This window comes from Photobacterium atrarenae (genome assembly GCF_024380015.1).
In the GTDB taxonomy this organism is placed as follows: Bacteria; Pseudomonadota; Gammaproteobacteria; order Enterobacterales; family Vibrionaceae; genus Photobacterium; species Photobacterium atrarenae.
Genome location: NZ_CP101508.1, coordinates 2052968 through 2076340 on the forward strand (window position 1 = coordinate 2052968; position 23373 = coordinate 2076340).

The window sequence follows — 23373 nt, forward strand, 5'->3', positions numbered from 1 at the left end:
CCGCTTCAAACCTTAAAGTGTCCCACCGAATCGGTATCGATCTCTTTGGGGTTGAGGCCGTATTCGTTGGCACCGGGCTGACTGTCCTGAATGAAAAAATACACCAGTACAAGGGTGCCAATGAGCGGGATCAGCGCCAGCAACATCCACCAGCCCTTGCGACCGATGTCATGCAACCGACGAACCCCAACGGCGATACTGGGGATCAGCACCGCCAGTGAATACACACTGGCCAGCATCCCGGCCCCTTCCCCACTGGGTGGGCTGCCGATCAGCTTATCGACCCCGGTCAGGGTGAGGCTGATCAGCAAATTAAACAGGAAAAAATACCAGTATTCCTGCCGCCGTGCCCGGCCCCGAAAGACCGCGTAATTTTTCAGCACATAAAGATACCAATACATTGTTTTACCTGCCTGAGATGACCTACTGAAAGTATATCCAGCCAGAACCTAGACCGTTTCTCTGTTCTAAAACAGGACCCGGTAGTGGCAGCTGTTGAGGTTCAGAGTAGGCTGCCTGCGCCTGATGTGTGAGATGGATTCAGGGGGTTGATGCAGGCAGCAACTTCGGGCGCCGTAACGCGGGGGGATTAAAAATAGTGGTTCATGGACAGGTAACGGTTACGGATATGTTCTATCAGCAAGCGTATTTTTTGAGACGGTTGGCGGGTATAGGGATAAACAGCATAAATGCCCAGCTTTTTGCCGACTTTGTCCGGAAAAAGATCCACCAGTTTGCCTTCCATCAAATCGTGATAGACCAGGCAACGCGGTACGTAGGCGATGCCATAACCACCTAAGGCCGCTTTGCGCAGGGCTGTAGCATTATCGGTCGAAAAATTACCATCAACACGCAGGATATAGTTACCCTGCGCACCAATGAACTCCCATTCTGCGGCGCCGGTGGTCTGGTAAGCGTATTGCAGGCAATTATGATCCACCAGATCTTCTGGTTCCCGCGGCCGACCGCGGCGGCTGATATACGCCGGAGCAGCGCAAATCACCCATTGCGAGTCGAGAATATGGCGGGCAATCAGGCTCGAATCTTCCAGATACCCGGTTCGGATCACCAGATCATATCCATCCTCAATCAGATCGACGAAGCGGTTATCCAGCGACATATCGACCGTCAAACCGGGATGCAGGGTACAAAATTCCGCCACGGCATCCGCCAGCAACAAGTCACCGGAGATGGTCGGGACCGACATTTTGACGTGACCGCTGACTTTTTCGCCATACCCACTCACCGCATCGACTGCTTCCAGTGCTGCCTGCTTCACATTTTTCGCACCTTGATACAGCACTTTGCCCGCTTCACTCACTGTTAACTTTCGGGTGGTCCGATACAAAAGCTGCACTCCGAGATCTTCTTCCAGCCGAGCAATTCGCTTGCTAACCACTGAGTTCGTAAGGGAATTTAGCTCCGCCACCTTACTGAACGAGCCATGTTCCACCACCTGTGCAAACAGGATTAAGTCATCTGTTTTAGCCATGTATCGCCGTTATTTATCAATATTTGGAATTAATCTTTTTCATTATTTCCCTATATCAGAAAAAAATAAAGGGTCATCATCACACCGAATTAACAAAAGCATCACAACCGATAACACTTAATACTGAACCTCTGACACACAACATCGCTGTACGAAGGAAGTACTATCATGAACGATACCCTACTCGCGTTACTTGCGTTCTCCCCGATCGTAGTAGCCGCCGTGCTGCTGGTCGGCCTCAACTGGCCGGCGAAACGCGCTATGCCGGTGGCCTTTCTGCTCACCGTAGCTATCGCCCTGTTGGGCTGGGAGATGTCCGCGACCCGCATCTTTGCTTCGACACTGCAAGGACTGGCGATCACCGTCTCGGTACTGTGGATTGTGTTTGGCGCCATTTTCCTGCTCAATACCCTGAAGCACACCGGCGCCATCACCACCATCCGCAATGCCTTTACCGATATATCCGCTGACCGGCGGATCCAGGCCATTATTATCGCCTGGTGCTTCGGCTCCTTCATTGAAGGTGCTTCCGGTTTCGGGACTCCTGCTGCAATTGCTGCCCCGCTTTTAGTCGCCATCGGTTTTCCAGCTCTTGCCGCCGTCCTGATGGGCATGATGATCCAATCCACCCCGGTTTCTTTCGGTGCCGTTGGTACACCGATTATCGTCGGGGTGAATAAAGGCCTCGACACCCATAATATTTCCGAAGCGCTGGCGAACAATGGCGCAAGTTGGGATTTCTACCTACAGCAAATCACCACCAACGTCGCCCTGATCCATGCCACGGTCGGCACCCTGATGCCGGTGCTGATGGCGATGATGCTGACCCGCTTCTTCGGCAAGAACAGGAGCTGGACCGAAGGGCTGGATATTCTACCGTTCGCCCTGTTTGCTGGGGTGGCATTCACCGTGCCCTATGCCCTGACCGGTGTCCTGCTAGGTCCGGAATTCCCGTCTCTGATCGGCGGCTTGATTGGCCTGGCGATTGTAGTCACCGCTGCTAAGAAAGGGTTCCTGGTACCGAAAACCCAGTGGGATTTTGAAAGCGAGGACAAGTGGCCGCAAGAGTGGCTGGGGTCGCTGAAAATGGATATCAAAGAAACACAAGGTAAACCTATGGGTTTGGCGCTGGCCTGGGCACCCTATGTCCTGCTGGCTGTGATCCTGGTCGCCAGCCGGGTCAGTGCCGATTTCAAAGGCTTTCTGGTCGGCATCAGCCTCTCTTTCTCCAACATCCTGGGTGAGAGCGGGATCAGCGCGGCAATCCAGCCGCTGTATCTGCCGGGCGGGATCCTGGTATTTGTTGCCCTGCTGGCCGTGTTGCTGCAATCACGCAAAATCGCACCAATGATGCAGGCGTTTCATGAATCAAGCAAAACCCTGGTGGGCGCTGGTTTCGTACTGATCTTCACCATCCCGATGGTTCGTATCTTCATTAATTCCGGGGTCAATGGCGCTGACCTGGCCAGCATGCCGGTGACCACAGCAAACTTTGCCTCAAACCTGGTGGGCGATCTGTTCCCGGCCCTGAGTGCGACCATTGGTGCCCTGGGTGCCTTCATCGCCGGCTCCAACACGGTCTCAAACATGATGTTCAGCCAGTTCCAGTTTGAAGTCGCGCAAACCCTGACCATCTCCAGCGCCGCCGTGGTGGCCCTGCAAGCGGTCGGTGCCGCCGCCGGAAACATGATTGCGATCCACAACGTCGTTGCAGCCTCAGCAACCGTTGGTCTTCTGGGCCGCGAAGGAGCCACACTCCGTAAAACCGTGATCCCGACAATTTACTACCTGGTGATGACCGGGGTGATTGGCCTGGTGCTGATTTACGGCTTCCAAATCACTGATGCGTTGATGGCCCCTTAAAGCCTGGTCAGCAACGTGGTTTCCAAGCGGCTGAAGCACTCTTCAGTCGCTTTTCTTCTCTGCCTCAGGCGCGATGATGACCGTCAGGTGCGCTTCCTCACCATGCCACTCAATGCCAGCATGACCAGCCCTGCCGAGACAACAAATGTGACTGCAAACGCAACGACCGATTGAGGCTGCCCGGTTGGCGCAACAGCCATTGCAACGAGATACACCCACCCCAACACGGAGGCGCCGGCCATCAGGCCCAGGTTGCGGGAAAGATTCAGCAGTGCTGACGTTACACCTTTGCGCCCTTCTTGAACGTTTTTCATCACCAAGGTGTTGTTTGCCGCCTGAAACATCGCATAGCCGGCCGTGATCATCACCAAGGGAACCACATAGCCAAACGCTGCCGCTCCAGGGAAGCTCAACCCCCAAATGGAGAGCAGCGCAATAAGCAAGCAGCCAGACAACATCACCACAAGCCCCGTCCGGATGACAAAACCGGGGCCCCGGTTATCGGTTAACTTTCCGGCAGGCGCTCCGGTCACGGCAGCAACAACCGGGCCGAATGCCATCACCAAGCCAATCTGCTCCGTCGTCAGTCCGATCCCATCGCTGAGGTAAAACGGGCCCACCACCATGGTCGACATAATCACTGCCGAAACGAGAAAGTTTGCGCCACAGCTGCGTTGCAGCCCTGTGCTTTCCCTGAGGTGGTGCCACAAATGGCCTTGCGGAACCGAACTTGGGGCGACCGAACGGCGATCCGGCAACTGGCGCGCCGAGATCAAAAACGACAAGATGCTCACCGGTAGACTGACATAGAACAGAGCATGCCAGTGAAAATACGTGATCAACAACCCGCCCAAAACCGGGCCAAGGGCGGTCCCGACCGCAGAGGTGGTGCCCAACACACCCATCGCAAGTCCCGTTTTTGACGCCGGGAGCAAATCGCTGACAAAGGTCATCGCCAGGCTGATCATCAGCGCAGCCCCCACCCCTTGAACCAGGCGCGCCATGATCAACGGGGTCAGACTCTCTGCTAATACGCAGCCGATGGTCCCCAGCGAGAAAATACAGATCCCCGACAACATCACCGGCTTGCGCCCCCACCGGTCGCCCCACCAGCCTGCCATGGGCATCAGACAAGTCATGGCCAGCAGATAAGTCACGACCAGCCATTGCACCGCCGGCATCGACACAGCAAGCCTGTTGGCCAAGTCGGGTAGCGCAACATTGACCACACTGATATTAAACGACGAGAGCAACAGCCCCATGGCCAGCCCTACCAATGCCAACCGACTGGCCAGGGGGAACGATTCCTCCCGCGCCAGCTCTGAAATATCTTCTCTCATACACACTTCTCCGGATTGAAAATCAAGTTTCAATCCATTCTAAAAGCGCCCCATATACAGCGGAAGGTGCATGATTTACACTCATCACATGCACCAAACGCCATAGGTGAATCAATGAAAGACAACGACTTGAATCTGCTCCCTGCGCTCAACATTCTGCTTGAAGAGCGCAATGTTGCCCGGGCCGCAAAGCGGATGAATCTGAGCCAATCCGCCATGAGCCGGACGCTGGCACGGTTGCGAGCAACCATGAATGATCCGCTGTTAGTCCGGGCCGGACGAGGCTTGGTGCCATCCCCGCGAGCGTTGGAGATTCAGGCTCGGGTCAGTCGATTGACCCTGGACGCCGAGGCGATCTTAAAACCTGCGACACCGCTGGATATTGCCGGAATCGAGCGGACCTTTACCTTAGTTGCCAGTGACGGGTTTATGGAAAGTATTGGCGGCGAGCTGGTCAAACGCGTGGCAGCACAAGCGCCGGGCATTCGTATTCGCTTCCTACCGCGCGCCGCCTCCCAGGGCAACGGTTTACGCGATGGCAGTGTGGATATTGAGACCGGAAAACTCAAAGCAACCACCCACCCGGAGCTGCTGGTCCGCAGGTTGTTTGACGATCGATTCATCGGGGTGGTCAGCAAAGATCACCCCCTTTCTAACACCAAAGTTACGCTGAGCAAATATCTCGACGGGCGACATATCGGTGTATTCCGGGACAATCAAAACAACTGCCACCTGGAGTCCATGCTGAGCAAGCCGGAGCGCCTCCTCACGATTCAGGCAGTTGTCGGCAGCTATACCGGTGCAGTCGCGCTGGCGCGGGCCACCGGATGTATCGCAACCGTTCCGGCCAGGCACACCGCAAGCTTTTGCCAAGAAATGCATCGCTTCCCGCTGCCCTTTGACGTCCCCGCCATCACGGTTTCTATGTTTTGGCACCCAAGAATGAATGCAGACCAAGCCCATCGCTGGCTGAGAGAAAAAATCATCGAAATCAGCGCCGAGCTATAAAGCCGGCGCCAAAAACAGCCGGCGTATTTGATCGCACTCACTTAAGCGCGCTTGATCCGTACCACTTTCATCACTTCCATCTCAAACCCGGCAATCGTCTCAATGCTCGGGTAATAAGTCATATTGACCGGGCAGCCTTTGAGGCTCTGATACTTTTTCTTGCGGCGAAACTGAAACGGCGCATCACACCCGTCGATCATCAGGGTATGCAGGATCCAGTCACCATCTTCGCGTTGGGTATGAGAATATACCTTCAGCGCTTCAGAATGAACCAGCTGGGCATGGCCTTGCAGTAATTTATCAACCGGCGATTTCATGGCGTCCCTCATGTTGTCTGCGTTTGGTATCTTGGGCCTGTCGCGTCAATGCCGCTAGAGACTTTCACATCGCATCATGGTACATCGACTGCGCCTGCGCTCGCAAAACAGTTCCGATCATTGGCACACCGGCCTCCAGCCTGTTTCGCAACGAACTGTTGCAAACCAAGGGCGCAACAGCTGCGTCATTTCTGGATGAAAAGACCCAAAAGGGTTGAATGCCGCATCCGTATCAGGATTAAGACACTTTGGCCTCCGGGTGTCCGCTAGTATTTAACTTGCCCTTAGGTCTTAGATGTACGCACAAAGAAAGCCCGCGATGCGGGCTTTTTTTGTGGTAATTTTTTGGCCTGGCTCAATACCGGAACCGCATTCTCAGCGCTAACAAAAACAGAGCGCCGAAGCGCTCTGTGGTCATTGCAGCCATTGCAGAAAAATCAGAAGGACAAGAAAACCCCGGCAACGGTCGCACTCATCAGGTTGGCCAGCGTCGCTGCGAAAATAGCTTTCATCCCCAGGCGCGCAATGTTCGGACGTCGGCTCGGGACCACACCGCCCAGCCCCCCCATCAGCATGGCAATGGAAGTCAGGTTGGCAAAGCCACACAGGGCAAAGGTCACAATCGCCTGCGAATGCTCGCTGAGCTGCGCTTTCACCGCCATCAGATCGGCAAACGCGACAAACTCATTGACCGCGATCTTCTTGCCGATCAGGCTCGCAGCCACGGTCGCTTCAGACCAAGGCACACCAATCAGCCAGGCAACCGGGGCAAACAGATAGCCAAACAGCAACTCCAGGCTCAGATGCTCCAGCCCAATCAGTTGACCCAGATGACCCAGGCCACCATTGAGCAGGGCAATCAGGCTGATAATCGCCAGCAGGCTAGCACCCACCGCCATCGCGATTTGTAAGCCGCTCAACGCACCTTGCGACGCCGCATCGATGATATTGACCGGCGCATTGTCTTCTTGCGTTTCCAGTTCATCTTGCTCCAGCGGCATTTCGGTCTGCGGCACCAGGATCTTAGCCATCATCAGACCAGCCGGGGCCGACATAAAGCTGGCCGCGATCAAATAACTGATTTCAACACCCAGCCCGGCATAACCAACCAGGGTACCGCCGGCCACCGAGGCCAGACCGCCCACCATCACAGCGAACAGCTCAGAGCGACTCATCTTGGCCAGGAACGGACGGACGACCAGCGGCGCTTCAACGGAACCGACAAAGATATTGGCCGTGGCCGACATCGACTCAGTCCGGCTGGTCCCCAGCAGACGTTGCAATGCACCGCCCATAGCGCGGATCACCCACCCCATGACACCGAGGTAGTAAAACACGGAAATCAAGGCAGAGAAGAATACGATGGTCGGGAGAACATTGACCGCGAAAATAAAGCCGATTTTAAACTTCGCCAAGTCGCCAAACAGAAACTCAGAGCCGATACGGCCGTAATCAATCACACCGGAGACAGCGCCGGACACCGTGTTCAACACGTCTCGCCCAAGCGGTACGTACAGTATGAAGCCGGCAAACACGAGCTGAATCCCAAACGCACCGCCAACGGTCCGCCAGTTGATCGCCCGACGATTTTCAGAAAATAAGATAGCAACCGCAAATAGTGTGACAACGCCTAATAGGCTGACCAGATAACTCAAGGTCATTCTCCAGTGTAAAGCTTGTAGTAAACGATTGCGGCGGCATTGTAGGGATAAATAAAACTGTGACAAGGTTCAAATTGTTATCGCTTTTTACACTTGCGATACACCCAAAGGGAAAATTGCCGACTTTCCCGCCAAAGCAAACGAAATCGGCAGATTGGTGCCTCACAGGAATACTGTTGTTTCTCTACAGAACAATCCCCTCCCTCAATTCCCCGCGAGAATTTATTGTCGCTCCTCAATGGACCATCATTTTTCCAGGAGTCATCCCCTCGCATTCGCCGGATATCGCCTAGACTAGTCTAGGGAAATCACCACTCTCTCATCTCTCAGAACAAAGTCCGGTCCCAGATAGCAGGCTCACCGATATGCGCCCGGACGAAATCAATAAAGACTTTGACCTTCAGGGGCAAAAACTTGTGGCGCGGATAAATTGCATATAAAGGCAGGTGCTGACTCAGTTCCCAGTCCGGCATTAAGCGGATCAGCCGCCCTTCGCGGAACTCATCTTTCAGCAGATAGGTAGCCAGATAGCCGATCCCATTCCCTGATAGGGTTGCATCACGTATGGCATCAGCAGAATCAACCCGGTAATTTCCCTTCACCTTCACATTCTGGGTTTGCGCGCCCTGCCGAAAACACCAGATATCATCCTTACGCTCCCGGCTATGGTAGGTAATACAATTATGCGCGCCCAGATCCTGCGGCTGATACGGTATCCCGGACTTCGCCAGATAGTCCGGGCTGGCCGCCAACACAAAACGGCAATCGGTCAGATGCCGAGCCACAAAGCCTTCCGGCGGTGCATCCATCATCCCAATCCACAAATCCAATTGCTCTGCAATTAAATCCACCTTGTGGTCAAACAGGCTCATTTCCAGATCCAGCAACGGATACTGCTCATGAAACTCAGAGATGTAAGGCCCAATATGATTGAGCGCAAAGGACTGAGCCACACCGACCCGCAGCGCCCCTTGCAAGGTATCGGGGTCGGTCAGCAGCTCGCTTTCCGCCTCGTTGATTTCATCAACAATACTGGCACAATGGCGGGCAAACCTGAGCCCGGCTTCTGTCAGGGCAAATGAGCGTGTGGTCCGCTGTACCAACTGAACCCCAAGCCGGGCTTCGAGCTGTTGGATCTGCTTACTAACCTGAGGCCGGGAAATATCCAGAAGCTGCGCGGCACGGGTAAAGCTCTGCTGCTTATTCAGCGCATGAAAGATCACCATCTGCTGGACTTGTTTAAGCATATACACCTTAGTTATGTTGTTTCCTGCCCGTATGCTTACCAAAAGAGTGTGGTTGTCATCCCAACCTGAATCAAATAGGCAAACGGTTTTTGGTGCCAAAAACAAAAAGACCTGTCAGTGACAGGCCTTTGATGTTGAGGATGTCTTTTATTTTACGGCAAACGATCAGATCTTAAAGAAGGACAATTGCTGCTTTTGCTGCTCCGCCAGCTGAGACAGTTCGCCGCTGGCAGCTGCACTCTGGGTGATCCCCGCGACATTCTGATTGATAATTTCAGACATGTTGGTCACGTTACGATTGATCTCCTGCGTTACTTGAGACTGCTGCTCCGCTGCTGTCGCAACCTGGGTATTCATATCATTAATTTGCTCGATAGCATTGGTGATCCCCATCAGCGCTTCATTGGCTTCATTGGCCAGCTGCTGGTTGCGTCCCAGCATTTCCAGGCTGGATTGCATGCTTTCATTGGCCATATTCGACTGTGATTGCAACTCTTCGATAATCGCCTGGATTTCCTGGGTCGAGTCCTGAGTCCGAGCCGCCAGCATCCGAACTTCATCGGCCACCACGGCAAAGCCGCGGCCAGATTCACCGGCACGCGCTGCTTCAATTGCGGCATTCAGTGCCAGCAGATTGGTCTGCTCAGAGATCCCCTGGATTACTTCGATCACCTTGCTGATTTGCTCTGATTGCTCTTTCAGACGAGTCACCACGCCCGCAGCATCGTTCAGCTTCTCACCCATCTGGATGCTCGCTGAGTTACTCTGATCAAACTTATTCAACCCTTCGCGAGCCAGCTCATCGGTTTCTTTGGCTGATGCATCAGCCGCCGTCGCGGTATCGCTGACATTATCCGCCGTGCTGGACAGCTCATTAACCGCCGAAGCCACCTGATCCACTTCATTCAGCTCCGCTTGGGCATTCACTTCCGCCTGAGTCATCACCGATGCCAGTTCGGTTGAAGCCGAAGCCACATCTTCGCTAATCCGAATCAGGGCATTAACAGTGGTGCGCAGCTGGGTTACGGTTTCATTGACATCGCCACTCAGTCGCGCAATCTCATTGGTTCCGTCCTGCTCGGCCCGGACCTGCAAGTTCCCGCCGGCAACTTCACGCATCACCGCCTGCAGCCGGGCAATCGGGTTAACAATCAAGCCGGATAGCCACCAGGCCACCAGCATCGCCAGAACAAAAATCGCCGAAATCACCATGGCTGCCTTGCTCTTCAGAGCCTGGCTGTCTGCCAGGCTATCATCCAGCCGTTCACCGGAAAACCGGTTCACCTGCTGCGACAGCGCATTGACTGAAGCGACCATGTCCCCACCGATCTGCTTGTACCGGTCAATAAAGGCATCAAACTCACCCTTCGGAAGTAAACCCTGATCATAACGATTCAGTACAGGCACCGCACGTTGAGAGTAGCTCGTATAAGCTTGAATATTGGCATTGACCTGCTCAACCTGAGCTCTGAACACCGGCTCTTGCGCCAGATTATCTAAGGCCGTAGAAATACTACTTGTCACGGCTTGCAGTTCCTGTTGAAACGCAGAACGTCTTGCGGGATCATAGATCGCATAAACAGCACTGATTCGCAAAGGATAAAGCTGATCATCCACTTGGGCCAGGGTATCTTTGTATTCAATCAGGGACGATGTATTGTGAAAAATTTCTTCCTGCTCATGTTCCAGTTCACTTTTTACCACCACCAGGGAAATAAACATCACCACCACGATGAACAAGACGGGTAACAGCACCTGTAGCCGCACCGATAAATTTTTGATTAATGACTGCATCAAAACCTCAAACAAATAAAATGTCGCGTCCCTGCACGAACTCGGGCGGCATTATGCTGATAAACAGCACCAAAAGATAGATTCAAGTCACAAAAAAATACAATTTAGGATGACAGGGTGGCAAAAGTGTCATAATGCCGCCATCGGGCTATTACGACGGCAAATCTATGGCGCTTGTTACCCCGGAAAAGCAACAAACCTTGAAAAAACATTCCCTTGCGAGCGCCAAAAAAAGAGCAAAGCTCATGATCGTCATATAGTGTTCAAAGTTCTGAAACATGAGTGTCATAAAACTCTCCTAATCTTTCCCTCGTTCATTCAAAACCGACTGGCAAAACAGCCAAGCATTTAAGGATTAGGAAAATGAAAACTAAGGTTATTGGTGCACTAGCCCTGGCAGGTTCAATGGTATTCAACACTGCTGTCGCCAACGAAACAATTTCCGTTGTAGGCTCAAGCTCCGTATCACCTATCATGGAAGTTCTGGGGGAAACCTACGCACAACAACACGACGTGACGGTTGAAGTTCAAGGCCCAGGCTCATCTGCTGGTATCCGTGCCGCTCACGATGGCTCTTCAGACCTGGGCATGAGCTCACGTAACCTCAAGTCTTCTGAAAAGGCCGACAATATTACAGAAGTTGTGATTGCACGCGACGGTATCGCTGTTGTCGTTCATAACAACAACCCAGTTTCTGACCTGACAAAAGAAGAAGTTGCCAAAATTTACAAAGGCGAAATCACAAACTGGAACCAGGTTGGCGGCGAAGACAAGCCAATCGTTGTTGCGACCCGTGACACCGCTTCTGGTACCCGTGGCGCTTTTGAAGACATCATGAAGCTGAAGAAGAAAATCAACGGGACTAAAGTCTCTGCAATTTCTCAGCGTGCTCAGGTTGCCAGCGGTAACGGTCAGCTGAAAACCATCGTTGCCAACAACCCGTTTGCCATCGGCTACATCTCTCTGGGCTCTGTAGACGGCTCCGTGAAACCACTGGCAATCGAAGGCCACAAACCATCTGTTGAAGCGATTAAATCCGGCGAGTACGGTGTTCAGCGTCCGTTCCTGGTTGTATACAAAGACGGTCGCCCTTCGAAAGCCGCGCTGGAATTCCTGAACTGGATTCAGACCAAAGACGCACAGAAAATCGTATCAAGCAAAGGCTTCATCGCGATTAACTAATTCACTTGCAACTCCTTTGCCGGCCAGCGTCCGATTTGGCGATGGCCGGTCTTTCTATTCCTCGATATTTACTCGCCACAACTGTGGTTAAATATCTGGAGAACTCATGATGACCATCGCAAATAATATCGAAAGAACGACCAAAGGATCGTCGCTCAAGGCCAAAGATAAAATTGACTGGCGCGAGCTCTTTTTCAAATACCTGTTCTTAGGCAGTGCTGCCCTGGGTATTTTCTCACTCATCACGATCGGCTACTTTATTTTCCGTGAAGGCTACGCAGCCATTGAACACTCCGGGGTAACCGGCATTGTGTTCGGTAACGACTGGTTACCACCTGCGCTTTACGGGATTGCGCCAATGATTGTCGCCTCAGTCGTCTCAACCGCCGGTGCGGTTGTCCTGGGTGTGCCAATTGGTGTCCTGACCGCAATTTTCATTGCCGAAGTGGCCCCGAAACGTCTGTCAGACATCATCCGCCCGATGATCGAGTTGCTGGCCGGGATCCCTTCTGTGGTTTACGGCTTCTTCGGCCTGGTGATTATCGTGCCGATGATTCAGGATATCTTCCAGGTTCCGGCCGGGAACACTGTACTGGCCGGGGTGATCGTCCTCGCGGTGATGATTCTGCCAACCGTAATCACGGTTTCAGAAACCTCCATCCGTGCCGTACCGCGCAGCTACAAAGAAGGCTCGCTGGCATTGGGTGCCTCGCACATGTTCACCATCTTTAAGCTGCTGGTTCCGGCAGCCCGCTCCGGCATCATGACCGGCGTGATCCTCGGGATTGCCCGCGCCCTGGGTGAAACCATGGCCATCATCATGGTGATGGGGAACTCACCAGCCATGCCGGAAGGCCTGCTGGATTCTGCCCGGACCCTGACTGCAAACATTGCCATCGAAATGTCATACGCCACCGGTGTTCACGCCAGTGCGCTGTACGCCACCGGTATTGTACTGCTGGTCTTTATCATGATGTTGAACGCAGCCCTGCTGTACCTGAACCGCGAGCGTGCGAGGTAATCCTATGACTATTCATTCGCAACACGCTGCCAAACAGCAGCTCAAAGATAAAATTTCGCTCAGTATCATCTGGCTATCAGCCTCCATCACCGTCGGCTTCCTGCTGTGGGTGGTGTGGTATATCCTGAGCAACGGTCTGGCCCATGTTGACTGGGAATTCATTACCAGTAACTACACCACCATCGGGCAAGAGTCCGGGATCTGGCCAATGATTGTCTCGACCCTGTACATGGTCGCAGCCTCGATTGCCGTCGCAGCGCCGCTTGGGATCATGACCGCAATTTATCTGACCGAATATGCCAAAGTCGGCAGCCGCCTGGTGAAAGTGATTCGTTTCTGTACCGAATCCCTGGCCGGTATCCCGTCGATTATTTACGGCCTGTTCGGGATGACATTCTTCGTCGTGGTCCTGGGTTTCGGATACTCTATCCTGTCAGGTGCCCTGACCCTGAGTATTCTGATCCTGCCGGTCATTATCCGGACCACAGAAGAAGCCCTGATGGCCGTGCCGCAAACCTACCGTGAAGGTTCATACGGTTTGGGCGCCTCAAAAATTTACACTATCTGGAGACTCATTCTGCCAAGCGCTATGCCGGGCATCGTGACCTCCATCATCCTCAGCGTAGGTCGCGTGATCGGTGAATCTGCACCGGTGTTCCTGACCGCAGGTATGGTTGCCCGCATTCCGGAGAGCATGCTTGACTCCGGTCGGACTCTGACTGTTCACCTGTATAAGTTGACCCAGGAACTCTACACCATCCATGAATGGAACCAGGCGTATGCGACCGCCACCATTCTGATTGTGGTTGTTCTTGTGATTAACATGATCACCAAACTAATTGCGAACCGATTCAACACTGCGACGTACTAATTTTTGAGGAAGAGAGACATGAACAAATTTGATATTGAAAACCTGGATCTGTACTACGGCGACAACCAAGCGCTGAAGAAAATCTGCCTGCCCATCCCACAACGTCAGGTCACCGCACTGATCGGCCCGTCTGGCTGTGGTAAGTCCACTCTGCTGCGCTGCCTGAACCGAATGAACGACCTGATTGAAGGCGTGAAAATCGACGGCAAGCTGACCATGGACAATGAAGACGTCTACGGCAACATCGATGTGGCTCAGCTGCGAATTAAAGTCGGTATGGTGTTCCAGAAACCGAACCCGTTCCCGATGAGCATCTATGAAAACGTGGCCTATGGCCTGCGCGCCCAGGGGATCAGCGACAAGAAACACCTGGATGAAGTGGTTGAGCGCTCCCTGCGCGGCGCCGCACTGTGGGATGAAGTGAAAGATCGCCTGAAATCACACGCCTTCGGCCTGTCCGGCGGTCAGCAGCAACGTCTGTGTATCGCCCGTACAATTGCTATGGAGCCGGAAGTGATCCTGATGGATGAACCGACATCAGCACTGGATCCAATTGCAACCAAGAAAATTGAAGACCTGATGGAGTCGCTGAAAAAAGATTTCACCATTGTCATCGTCACCCACTCTATGCAGCAGGCACGCCGGATCTCAGACCGCACGGCCTTCTTCCTGATGGGTGAACTGGTTGAACACGATAGTACGCACGCACTGTTTACCGATCCACGGGATGATCGCACCCGTGGCTACGTCAACGGTGACTTTGGCTAAGCCAGCCACTTTTGACCATCTTCCTCGGCTCGCAGTCCGTGTAACCAAATAATAAAAAGCGATGGTACTTATTGCCCTCTTCTCGTAAGAGGGCTTTTTTTTGATTTTTTAACGCCATTACGCATTCACAAACCAGGGATCACATCAGCAACCCGCGAACATCGCCTTCCGGGGCGCAATGGGGGTAGCTTTCCGCTTCCGTCAACAAAAAGTCGATGAAAGTTCTCACCGCCAGGGATTGATAATTGCGCGATGGATATACCAGCCAGCCAAAGCTCATATAGGGGTCCACGTCTTCAAACAAGCGCAGTACCATGCCGCGTTCAACATAGTAGCTGGCCAGCTCATGGGGCATCTGAATAATCCCCCGCCCCTGTAGGCAGGCTTCCATGATCAGCGGCACGCTATTCATGATTAAGTTGCCTGAAACTTCAATGGTTTTTCCCGCGCTGAGCGGCATCTGGTTTTTCAGCGTGCCGTTGGGATAGCGGTAGATAATGAAATTATGATTGGCCATATCTTCCGGCGATGTCGGCATGCCGAACTGTTCGATATAGTCCCGCGTCGCATAGTAGCCGAAGGACGCCGACTTAAACGGCCGTGCGATCAAACTGGAGTCTTCCAGCTTCTCGCCAATCCGCAGCGCCACATCGATATGATTTTCAATCAGATTGGTTTCTTCCGAGCTGCAAATCACCTCAATACTGACCTTCGGGTACAGGTCCATAAACTGGAAAATCAACCGGCCGATTTCCATGATCCCCGGCAGCGGCAACAGCTGGACTCTTAAATGACCGGAAATCTCGTAAGTCGGGGCTGTGATCTCCTGAATACTGAGTTCCAGATCAGCCAGAATCGTTTTGGTCTTCTCGTAAAACTTATGGCCGGCATCGGTCAACTGCATGGAACGGTTATTGCGGTGAAACAGCCGTATTGACAGTTCTTCCTCAAGCGCTTTGATCCGCCGGCTCAGATTGGACTTGGGCAAATCAAAGATTTCTGCCGCCCGGATCAGGCTGCCGGCATCCACGATTTGATGGAAAAGCTTGATATCTTCGGTTTTCATCACATCCCCTTTGCACACAAACGACGTTTATTGTAAATAATTTTTCCGCCATTTACGTTTCATAAAACAGAACACATCTTTCCAAATAGTCCGGTTATTCGCAACCCTAAGCAACGCTATAGTATTGACACGCCACGCTAACCAGGAATTATAACAAGATGAAGCCTACTAAGCTCAGCCTCATAGCCTTGCTCATCGCACCGCTGTTGTCCGGATGTGATGACGCCGAGAGCGCGATTCAACCCGCGCCGGCCGTCCGCCCTGTCAAACTCATGACCATCGAAGATACCAAGCTTACCCAGCAACGTCTCTTTCCTGCCAAAATCGCAGCCAGCCAGCAAGCCGATCTGGCATTCCGGATTGGCGGCGAGCTGGTGACGCTGGATCTGGTTGAAGGCCAGAAAGTCGCCAAAGGCGACCTACTCGCCCGACTCGATGACCGCGATGCCAAAAATGCCCTGCTCAACGCCGAAGCCAACCATGAACTGGCCGAGGTCGATTTCACTCGGAAAAACGAGCTGTATCACCGCAAGCTGATCTCGAAAGCAGAACTGGATACCGCCAAAGCCACACTGAAATCTGCCCGGGCCGCACTCAACACCGCCCGCGACCAACTGGCTTACACCCGGCTGGAAGCGCCTTTTTCCGGGACTGTCGCCAAAGTAAACCTGGATAACTACCAAAATGTCCAACCCACCCAAGTGGTGCTGACCCTGCAGGGGAACGAGACCGTCGACGTCAGCATTCAGGTCCCTGAGTCGCTGTTGCTGCCACTGAAAAATATCGCCTTCGATGAGGCCTTTAAACCCCGCGTCCGTTTCAGTGCGCCGCAAACCCTGTCCCTGGAGAAAGGCTTTACCCCGACGCTAACTTCACCGCGCCACTCAACCGCCTACCCGGTGCAGTTTAAGGAGCGGGCCAGCAAGGTCAGCCCGGGCAGCCAGACCTATGAAGTTGTCTTTACCCTGGTCCCGCCGGCAGATCTCAACATTCTGCCGGGGATGAGCGCCGAGCTGCTGCTGGATATGTCTTCCCTCAGCCAGCACCAGCAAGCCATCGCAATTCTGCCGATGACCGCAATTGTGCGAGCAGACAACACCGATACAACCCAGGTGTGGCGCTATGATCACACCACGAACCAGGTTGAAGCCGTCACGGTAGACTTGGGACAAATCCGCGGCACCGGCATTGAAGTCATTTCCGGTCTGAAAACCGGCGATCAGGTGGTGGCCGTCGGCGCGACCGCGCTGAAAGACAATATGGAAGTCAAACCCCTGCGTTGGGAACGGGGCGTTTAATCCATGAACCTTGCTCATTACAGTATTAAAAACAAAGTCGTCAGCTGGATGTTCGTCCTGCTGATGCTCATTGGCGGCGCCGTCTCATTCACTGGTCTCGGCCAGTTGGAATTTCCCGAATTTACCATCAAAAATGCCCTGGTGATCACCCCCTATCCGGGAGCGTCTCCGGAGCAGGTCGAAGAAGAAGTCACGCTGCCGCTGGAAGATGCGATCCAGAAAATGCAGCAAGTCAAACATATCACCTCGATCAACAGCGCCGGTCTGTCCCAGATCGAAATCGAGATGAAAGACAGCTATGACGCCAGTGAACTGCCGCAAGTCTGGGATGAACTGCGCCGCAAGGTGAACGATACCGTCAGCACCCTGCCGCCGGGAACAGCCGAGCCGATGATCATTGACGACTTTTCCGATGTCTACGGCGTGCTGCTCAACATTCGTGGCGAGGGCTATGATTACCGCGAACTGGAGAACTATGCCAACTACCTGCGCCGGGAACTGGTCCTGATCGACGGGGTTAAAAAAGTCTCGGTTGCTGGCGTGCCGGACGAGCAAGTGGTGGTCGAAATCAGCCAGGAGAAACTGACTGCGCTCGGGCTCGATCAGAACTATATCTACAGCCAGATCCAGAATCAGAATGTGGTCTCGAACGCCGGTAAAATCCTGATTGGCGGCAACCGGATCCGGATCCACCCGACTGGTGAATTCGACGATGTTTCGGAGATGAACCGCCTGCTGGTCAGCCCGCCGAACAGCGACGACCTGGTTTATCTCGGTGATATTGCCAAAGTTTACAAAACCACCACCGAGACCCCAGATATCATTTATCACAATCAGGGACAACACGCCCTGTCGCTGGGGGTCTCCTTCGCCGGTGGCGTCAACGTCGTCGATGTCTCAAAAGCCGTCTCGACGAAGATCACTGCACTTCAATTCCAATTACCGCTCGGGATGGAACTCAACACTGTCTATGATCAGGGCGCTGTGGTGGAAGTCTCGGTGCAGGGCTTTTTGATCAACCTGGCGCAATCGGTCGCGATTGTAATTGTCGTGCTGCTGGCCTTTATGGGCCTGCGCTCCGGGATCCTCATGGGAGCCGTTCTGCTGCTGACGATTTTCGGCACCTTCATTATGATGAACGTACTGGGGATCCAGCTGCAAATCATCTCCCTCGGCGCACTCATCATCGCACTGGGGATGCTGGTCGATAATGCGATCGTGGTCACCGAAGGGGTGCTGATCGGCATTCAGCGCGGCCAGTCTCGTTTTGAAGCCGCCGGCCAGGTTGTCAAGCAAACCCAGTGGCCGCTGCTCGGTGCCACCGTGATCGCGATCATCGCTTTCGCGCCCATTGGCCTGTCTGATGATGCCACTGGCGAGTTTCTCAATACCTTGTTCAAAGTCCTGCTGGTCTCCCTGTTTATCAGCTGGATCACGGCGATTACCATCACTCCGTTCTTCTGCCACCTGCTGTTCAAAGATGGCGAAGTGAGCAATGAGCCGCAGGAACTTTACCAGGGCTGGTTTTTTACCCTGTACCGCACCCTGTTGACAGCTGCACTGCGATTCCGGGCCACCAGCATCGGATTGGTGTTGCTGATGCTGATCGCTGCTGTTTACGGCATGGGCCATGTGAAAAATGTCTTTTTCCCACCGTCGAACACGCCGATTTTCTTCGTTGACGTCTGGATGCCGGAAGGCACGGATGTCCGCGGCACCGAGGACTTTATTCAGCAGGTGGAAGACGAAATCCTGCACTATGAAGCCGAAAACGATGTGGGCTTGACAAACCTGACCTCGGTCATCGGTCAGGGCGCACAACGCTTCGTATTGCCTTATGTACCGGAGAAAGGCTATGCCGCTTACGCCCAGCTCATTATCGAGATGGACAGTCTGGCGCAGCAAATGCGCAATATGCCGCAGCTGACCGCGCACCTTCGCAAAAGCTATCCGGAAGCAGAGTTTCGGGTCAAATACCTGGAAAACGGCCCGACGCCACCGGCCAAGATTGAGGCCCGCTTCTACGGCGAAGACCCGCAGGTGTTGCGCCAACTCGCCTATCAGGCCGAGCAAATCATGATTGCCGAACCGACCGCGGAAAATGTGCGTCACAACTGGCGCAACCAGGTCACTGTGGTACGCCCGCAGCTCAACCTCGCTCAGGCGCGGGAAGTGGGGATCAGCAAGCAGGACTTGGATACCGCACTGCTGACCAACTTCAGCGGCAAAGTGATCGGAACCTATCGCGAACAGTCGCACCTGATGCCAATCCTGGCCCGAGCGCCGGCGCAAGAGCGACTGGATGCCGACAGCCTGCACAAGCTCCAGGTGTGGAGTTCGGAGTATAATACCTTTGTTCCGGTCAGCCAGATTGTTTCAGCATTTGAAACTGAGTGGGAAAATCCGATCATTATGCGGCGCGACCGCAAACGCATGCTAACCGTCATGGCCGATCCGATTTTGGGCACGGATGAAACGGCAGACTCCGTCCACCGCCGGATCCGCGACCAGGTTGAAAGCATTACCCTACCGGACGGCTACCAGCTGGAATGGGGCGGCGAATACGAAACCTCCCGCGACGCCCAGGCCAGCGTGTTCCGCTCACTGCCGATGGGGTACCTTGCGATGTTCCTGATCACCGTCTTGCTGTTTAACTCGGTCCGCCAACCGCTGGTGATCTGGTTCAACGTCCCGCTGGCGATTATCGGCGTGGCATCCGGTCTGCTACTGCTCAATGCGCCACTCAGCTTTATGGCAATTCTTGGCATGTTGAGTCTGAGCGGGATGATTATCAAGAACGGCATTGTCCTGGTGGATCAGATCCGCGCTGAGCTCGACAGCGGCAAAGCGACCTATGATGCCATATTCGACTCTTCCGTCAGCCGGGTCCGGCCGGTGTGTATGGCAGCCATCACGACTATGCTGGGGATGATCCCGCTAATCTTCGACCCTTTCTTTGAAGCGATGGCGGTCACCATTATCTTCGGTCTGGGTTTTGCCACTTTGCTGACCCTGATTGTCTTACCGGTCAGCTATGCCCTGCTGTTCCGGGTGCCCCATCCGCACCGGGCGCAGACTGCCGAACCCACGCTGGCGACGTCATAATGTCAACCATGTAAATTAAGCGACTCGCTGCTTTGCCCGCCAACCTGGCGGGCTTTTTTATATCAGGCCACCATCTCATTCACTCGGACAATAAATCCTTATTGAACAACGGCCTGAATCCGAAATGAGCCAATAACTGACATCGGTCTAACAAATCTCACACTATTTTTTGCCAAGCTATCTGTCATACCAATCGTAGTCAATAACGGGTCATCCTAGCTTGTTAAAATACTCGATAACTGCGTTAGAATTTTTGATTGTAGAATAACAGCAGCTCTGCCTGGTGAGGTCCTGTTCATGTACGGTTCAACCACAGCTGCGCATCATAAGCATACGTACCTGGCTCTGGTCACTATACTCAAGCGATAGTACCTTGAAAAATATAGCGACAGTACCTTGAAAAATATCAACAATTTACCCGTAACCATTCTGAATCCGTTGGGGAATGAATCATGAAAAAGCGCTTACTGACAGCTCTCGCCTTCACCACCCTGTTGTCGGCCTGTGCCGCCGACAAGCCAACACCACCAAAAATGATTGCTGAAACTGACTTGGCAACCCACAACTGGGTCCTGACCAAAGTGGACAGCTCCCCCGTCACCATGCCGGAGCCCTTCTCTGCACCGACGCTGCAATTTGACCAGGACATGGCGGCCAACGGTCACTCCGGCTGTAACCGATATTTCGGTCAGGCGGAACTGAAAGCAGGCAAGCTGCGCATTGAAAAAATGGGCATGACCATGATGGCCTGTCCAGCACCGGCGATGGAAATGGAACAACTGATGAGCAGCACCCTGATGGACTGGAGCCAAGTCAGCGTGGTTGGCAATGAACTGGTGCTGAGCAATCCAGAGCACACCTTAGTGTTCAAACGCCAGGCTGAGCACTAATCCCGGGCTCGTATTCACACACACCTTTCAGCAAACAAAAAGAGCGCCGCAGCGCTCTTTTGTATACCCGTGTTCATACCAATCGCAGTAAATAAGGGGTCGTATAAAACTAAAGATTAACTGACTTTCGCCTGCCACTGCTCACGCAGTGTTTTGGCCGCTGCGACCATGTTGTGCAGGGCAGCTTCCGTTTCTTCCCAGTTCCGGGTTTTCAGACCACAGTCCGGGTTAATCCACAACCGTTCTGCCGGGATCAGCGCTTCGGCTTTCTCCACCAGCTGGGTGATTTGAGCTACTTCCGGAATATTCGGCGAATGGATATCATACACACCCGGACCAATTTCATTCGGATAGTCAAAGGCTTCAAATGCTTTGAGCAGTTCCATATCTGAACGCGAGGTCTCGATGGTGATCACATCGGCATCCAGTGCCGCAACCGACTTGATGATATCGTTGAACTCGCTGTAACACATGTGGGTATGGATCTGGGTTTCCGGTTCCGCACTGGCAGCAGAGATCTTAAACGCATTCACCGCCCAGTCCAGATAGGCTTGCCATTGCGAGGCTTTCAATGGCAGCCCTTCACGGATCGCCGGCTCATCAATCTGAATCACTTGAATGCCTGCGGCCTGAAGATCGGCCACCTCGTCACGTAACGCCAGCGCAATCTGGTTTGCAATCGCTTCACGACTCAAATCTTCACGCGGGAAGGTCCAGCCAAGAATTGTCACCGGCCCGGTCAGCATGCCTTTAACCAGTTTATCAGTCAGCGACTGCGCATATGTGATCCACTCAACCGTCATCGGCTTGGCACGATAGATGTCCGAGACAATCACCGCAGGTTTCACGCAGCGTGAACCGTAGCTCTGAACCCAACCAAAGCGAGTTACCGCAAAGCCTTCCAGCAACTCGGCAAAGTATTCAACCATGTCGTTCCGCTCGGCTTCACCATGCACCAGCACGTCAAGATCCAGCTTCTGCTGCCGCTCGATGGCATCGGCGATATGTCCTTTCAGCGCCGTGTTGTACTCCGCTTCAGACAAGCGACCCGCTTTGAAGTCACGGCGCTGCAGCCGGATCTCGTCCGTCTGCGGAAAAGAGCCAATCGTGGTTGTCGGCAGCAGCGGCAAGTTCAGGGCCGCACGCTGTTGGCGGGCGCGCTCCGCATACGGTGCCTTGCGCTCCGCCAGGGCCGGGGTGATCGCCTGGGTACGCTGACGGACTTCCGGATTGTTCACCAGCGCGCTGGTCGCACGCGCCTGGATCGGCGCGCTGTAGTGCTGACATTCCTGCACTGCGACGCCGCTACCGTCAAGCGCTTGGGCCAGCAGGGAAACTTCACGACATTTTTGCTTGGCAAAGGCCAGCCACTGACGCACTTCTGCCGTCAGTTCAGTTTCCAGGTCGAGATCAATCGGGCTGTGTAGCAGGGAGCAGGAGCTCGCCAGCCACAAGCGCTCACCCAGTTGGGCTTTAACCGGAATCAGGGTTTCCAGCAGCTGTGCCAGATCTGCGCGCCAGACATTCCGGCCATTGATGACACCGGCAGACAGCACCCAGTGCTCCGGCAGCGCAGCAACCACGCCGTTGAGCTGTTCAGGCGAGGCCGACAGGTCGATGTGCAGGCCGTCTACTTTCAGTTCCACAATCTTATCGAGGTGATGAGTGATATTGTCAAAATAAGTGGTCAGCAACAGCTTGGTACTGCCACTCAGCACCTGGTAAGCCAGCTTGAATGAGTCCGCCCAGGCGTGCGGCAGTTCCAGCGCCAGCACCGGCTCATCAATCTGAACCCACTCAACCCCAAGGGCCGCCAGCTTATTCAGGATTTGCTGGTAAGCCGTCAACAAACGCGGCAGCAGCGTCAGGCGATCAAAATCCGCTTCTTTCTCTTTCCCCAGCCACAGGTAGGACACCGGACCCAGCAGCACAGGTTTCACGTCATGGCCAGCTTTCTGCGCTTCGGCCACTTCTTCAAACAACTGGGTCCAGCTGACGGTGAATGTGTCATCTTTAGTGAATTCAGGAACGATGTAGTGGTAGTTGGTGTTGAACCATTTGGTCATGTCTGACGCCGCGCAAGCACAGCCGGTCGGTGCTTTCCCGCGTGCAACACGGAACAGGGTATCCAGATCCGGGAAACCATGGTTATGGCGCTGCGGAATGTGCCCCAGCAACATGCTGGTTCCCAGCACATGGTCATACCAGGCGAAATCACCGACTGAGACATAGTCGAGACCGGCACCGACTTGATCCCCCCAATGGCGGTGGCGCAGCAGGCTGCCGACTTCTTTCAGTGCCTGCTGGGTGATTTCTCCGCGCCAGTATTTTTCCTGGGCAAATTTCAGTTCACGCTGGCTCCCCACGCGTGGGTAACCAAGAATATGGGTGGTAGTTTTCGGTGTTGTGGTTTGTTTTGTCATCATCATTGCCTTATGAATGCGGTTCCA

General features: G+C 53.8%; 18 protein-coding genes. 9 read left to right on the forward strand and 9 right to left on the reverse strand.

Going from position 1 to position 23373, the window contains the following annotated elements; translation table 11 throughout:
• Positions 1–5: 5 nt before the first annotated feature.
• Positions 6–401, reverse strand: a complete 396-nt coding sequence (locus NNL38_RS09740; RefSeq protein WP_255387852.1) for a DUF805 domain-containing protein — start codon at positions 399–401, stop codon at positions 6–8.
• A 188-nt stretch (positions 402–589) separates the two neighbouring features.
• Positions 590–1492 (reverse strand): LysR family transcriptional regulator, encoded by a 903-nt coding sequence (locus tag NNL38_RS09745; RefSeq protein WP_255387853.1) that lies wholly within the window; start codon positions 1490–1492, stop codon positions 590–592.
• Between the two features lie 168 nt (positions 1493–1660).
• Between NNL38_RS09745 and NNL38_RS09750 the strand changes: the two genes are divergently transcribed.
• Entirely contained in the window at positions 1661–3355 is a 1695-nt protein-coding gene (locus NNL38_RS09750) for an L-lactate permease (protein ID WP_255387854.1), read from the forward strand.
• 83 nt (positions 3356–3438) lie between these two features.
• On the opposite strand, the gene NNL38_RS09755 is transcribed toward NNL38_RS09750, so the two are convergent.
• Complete coding sequence (locus NNL38_RS09755) at positions 3439–4695, reverse strand: MFS transporter (RefSeq protein ID WP_255387855.1); 1257 nt, start codon at positions 4693–4695, stop codon at positions 3439–3441.
• Positions 4696–4809: 114 nt separating this feature from the next.
• Here NNL38_RS09755 and NNL38_RS09760 point away from each other — a divergent pair, with 114 nt between their 5' ends.
• The gene (locus NNL38_RS09760; protein ID WP_255387856.1) at positions 4810–5703 is read left to right on the forward strand and encodes a LysR family transcriptional regulator; all 894 of its coding nucleotides are present in this window, start codon (positions 4810–4812) and stop codon (positions 5701–5703) included.
• A 41-nt stretch (positions 5704–5744) separates the two neighbouring features.
• On the opposite strand, the gene NNL38_RS09765 is transcribed toward NNL38_RS09760, so the two are convergent.
• The 4 genes from NNL38_RS09765 to NNL38_RS09780 all read right to left on the reverse strand — a co-directional run bounded on the left by NNL38_RS09765 (position 5745) and on the right by NNL38_RS09780 (position 10722).
• Positions 5745–6020, reverse strand: coding sequence for a hypothetical protein (locus NNL38_RS09765; RefSeq protein ID WP_255387857.1), 276 nt, complete (start codon positions 6018–6020; stop codon positions 5745–5747).
• 437 nt (positions 6021–6457) lie between these two features.
• Positions 6458–7675, reverse strand: coding sequence for a NupC/NupG family nucleoside CNT transporter (locus NNL38_RS09770; protein WP_255387858.1), 1218 nt, complete (start codon positions 7673–7675; stop codon positions 6458–6460).
• Between the two features lie 332 nt (positions 7676–8007).
• Positions 8008–8928 carry a LysR family transcriptional regulator gene (locus NNL38_RS09775; RefSeq protein WP_255387859.1) on the reverse strand — a complete coding sequence of 307 codons (921 nt, stop codon included), beginning with the start codon at positions 8926–8928 and terminating at the stop codon, positions 8008–8010.
• 165 nt (positions 8929–9093) lie between these two features.
• Positions 9094–10722 carry a methyl-accepting chemotaxis protein gene (locus tag NNL38_RS09780; RefSeq protein WP_255387860.1) on the reverse strand — a complete coding sequence of 543 codons (1629 nt, stop codon included), beginning with the start codon at positions 10720–10722 and terminating at the stop codon, positions 9094–9096.
• 363 nt (positions 10723–11085) lie between these two features.
• Here NNL38_RS09780 and NNL38_RS09785 point away from each other — a divergent pair, with 363 nt between their 5' ends.
• The 4 genes from NNL38_RS09785 to pstB all read left to right on the forward strand — a co-directional run bounded on the left by NNL38_RS09785 (position 11086) and on the right by pstB (position 14564).
• Positions 11086–11904, forward strand: a complete 819-nt coding sequence (locus tag NNL38_RS09785; protein ID WP_255387861.1) for a phosphate ABC transporter substrate-binding protein — start codon at positions 11086–11088, stop codon at positions 11902–11904.
• A gap of 109 nt (positions 11905–12013) precedes the next feature.
• Positions 12014–12925, forward strand: coding sequence for a phosphate ABC transporter permease subunit PstC (gene pstC / locus NNL38_RS09790; RefSeq protein WP_255390613.1), 912 nt, complete (start codon positions 12014–12016; stop codon positions 12923–12925).
• Between the two features lie 4 nt (positions 12926–12929).
• Positions 12930–13796: a phosphate ABC transporter permease PstA gene (gene pstA, locus NNL38_RS09795; RefSeq protein ID WP_255387862.1), complete on the forward strand. Its 867-nt coding sequence runs from the start codon at positions 12930–12932 to the stop codon at positions 13794–13796.
• Positions 13797–13814: 18 nt separating this feature from the next.
• Complete coding sequence (gene pstB, locus NNL38_RS09800; protein WP_255387863.1) at positions 13815–14564, forward strand: phosphate ABC transporter ATP-binding protein PstB; 750 nt, start codon at positions 13815–13817, stop codon at positions 14562–14564.
• A 139-nt stretch (positions 14565–14703) separates the two neighbouring features.
• Here the strand turns inward: pstB and NNL38_RS09805 are convergent, their stop codons facing one another.
• Positions 14704–15630 (reverse strand): LysR family transcriptional regulator, encoded by a 927-nt coding sequence (locus NNL38_RS09805; protein ID WP_255387864.1) that lies wholly within the window; start codon positions 15628–15630, stop codon positions 14704–14706.
• Between the two features lie 158 nt (positions 15631–15788).
• On the opposite strand from NNL38_RS09805, the gene NNL38_RS09810 reads away from it, so the two are divergent.
• The 3 genes from NNL38_RS09810 to NNL38_RS09820 all read left to right on the forward strand — a co-directional run bounded on the left by NNL38_RS09810 (position 15789) and on the right by NNL38_RS09820 (position 20923).
• A complete protein-coding gene (locus NNL38_RS09810; protein WP_255387865.1) occupies positions 15789–16928 on the forward strand; it encodes an efflux RND transporter periplasmic adaptor subunit in 1140 nt (379 codons plus the stop codon).
• Positions 16929–16931: 3 nt separating this feature from the next.
• Entirely contained in the window at positions 16932–20033 is a 3102-nt protein-coding gene (locus NNL38_RS09815) for an efflux RND transporter permease subunit (RefSeq protein ID WP_255387866.1), read from the forward strand.
• A 452-nt stretch (positions 20034–20485) separates the two neighbouring features.
• Positions 20486–20923 (forward strand): META domain-containing protein, encoded by a 438-nt coding sequence (locus tag NNL38_RS09820; protein WP_255387867.1) that lies wholly within the window; start codon positions 20486–20488, stop codon positions 20921–20923.
• Between the two features lie 116 nt (positions 20924–21039).
• Here the strand turns inward: NNL38_RS09820 and metE are convergent, their stop codons facing one another.
• On the reverse strand, positions 21040–23346 hold the full coding sequence (gene metE, locus NNL38_RS09825) for a 5-methyltetrahydropteroyltriglutamate--homocysteine S-methyltransferase (protein WP_255387868.1): 2307 nt from the start codon (positions 23344–23346) through the stop codon (positions 21040–21042).
• Positions 23347–23373 lie beyond the last annotated feature (27 nt).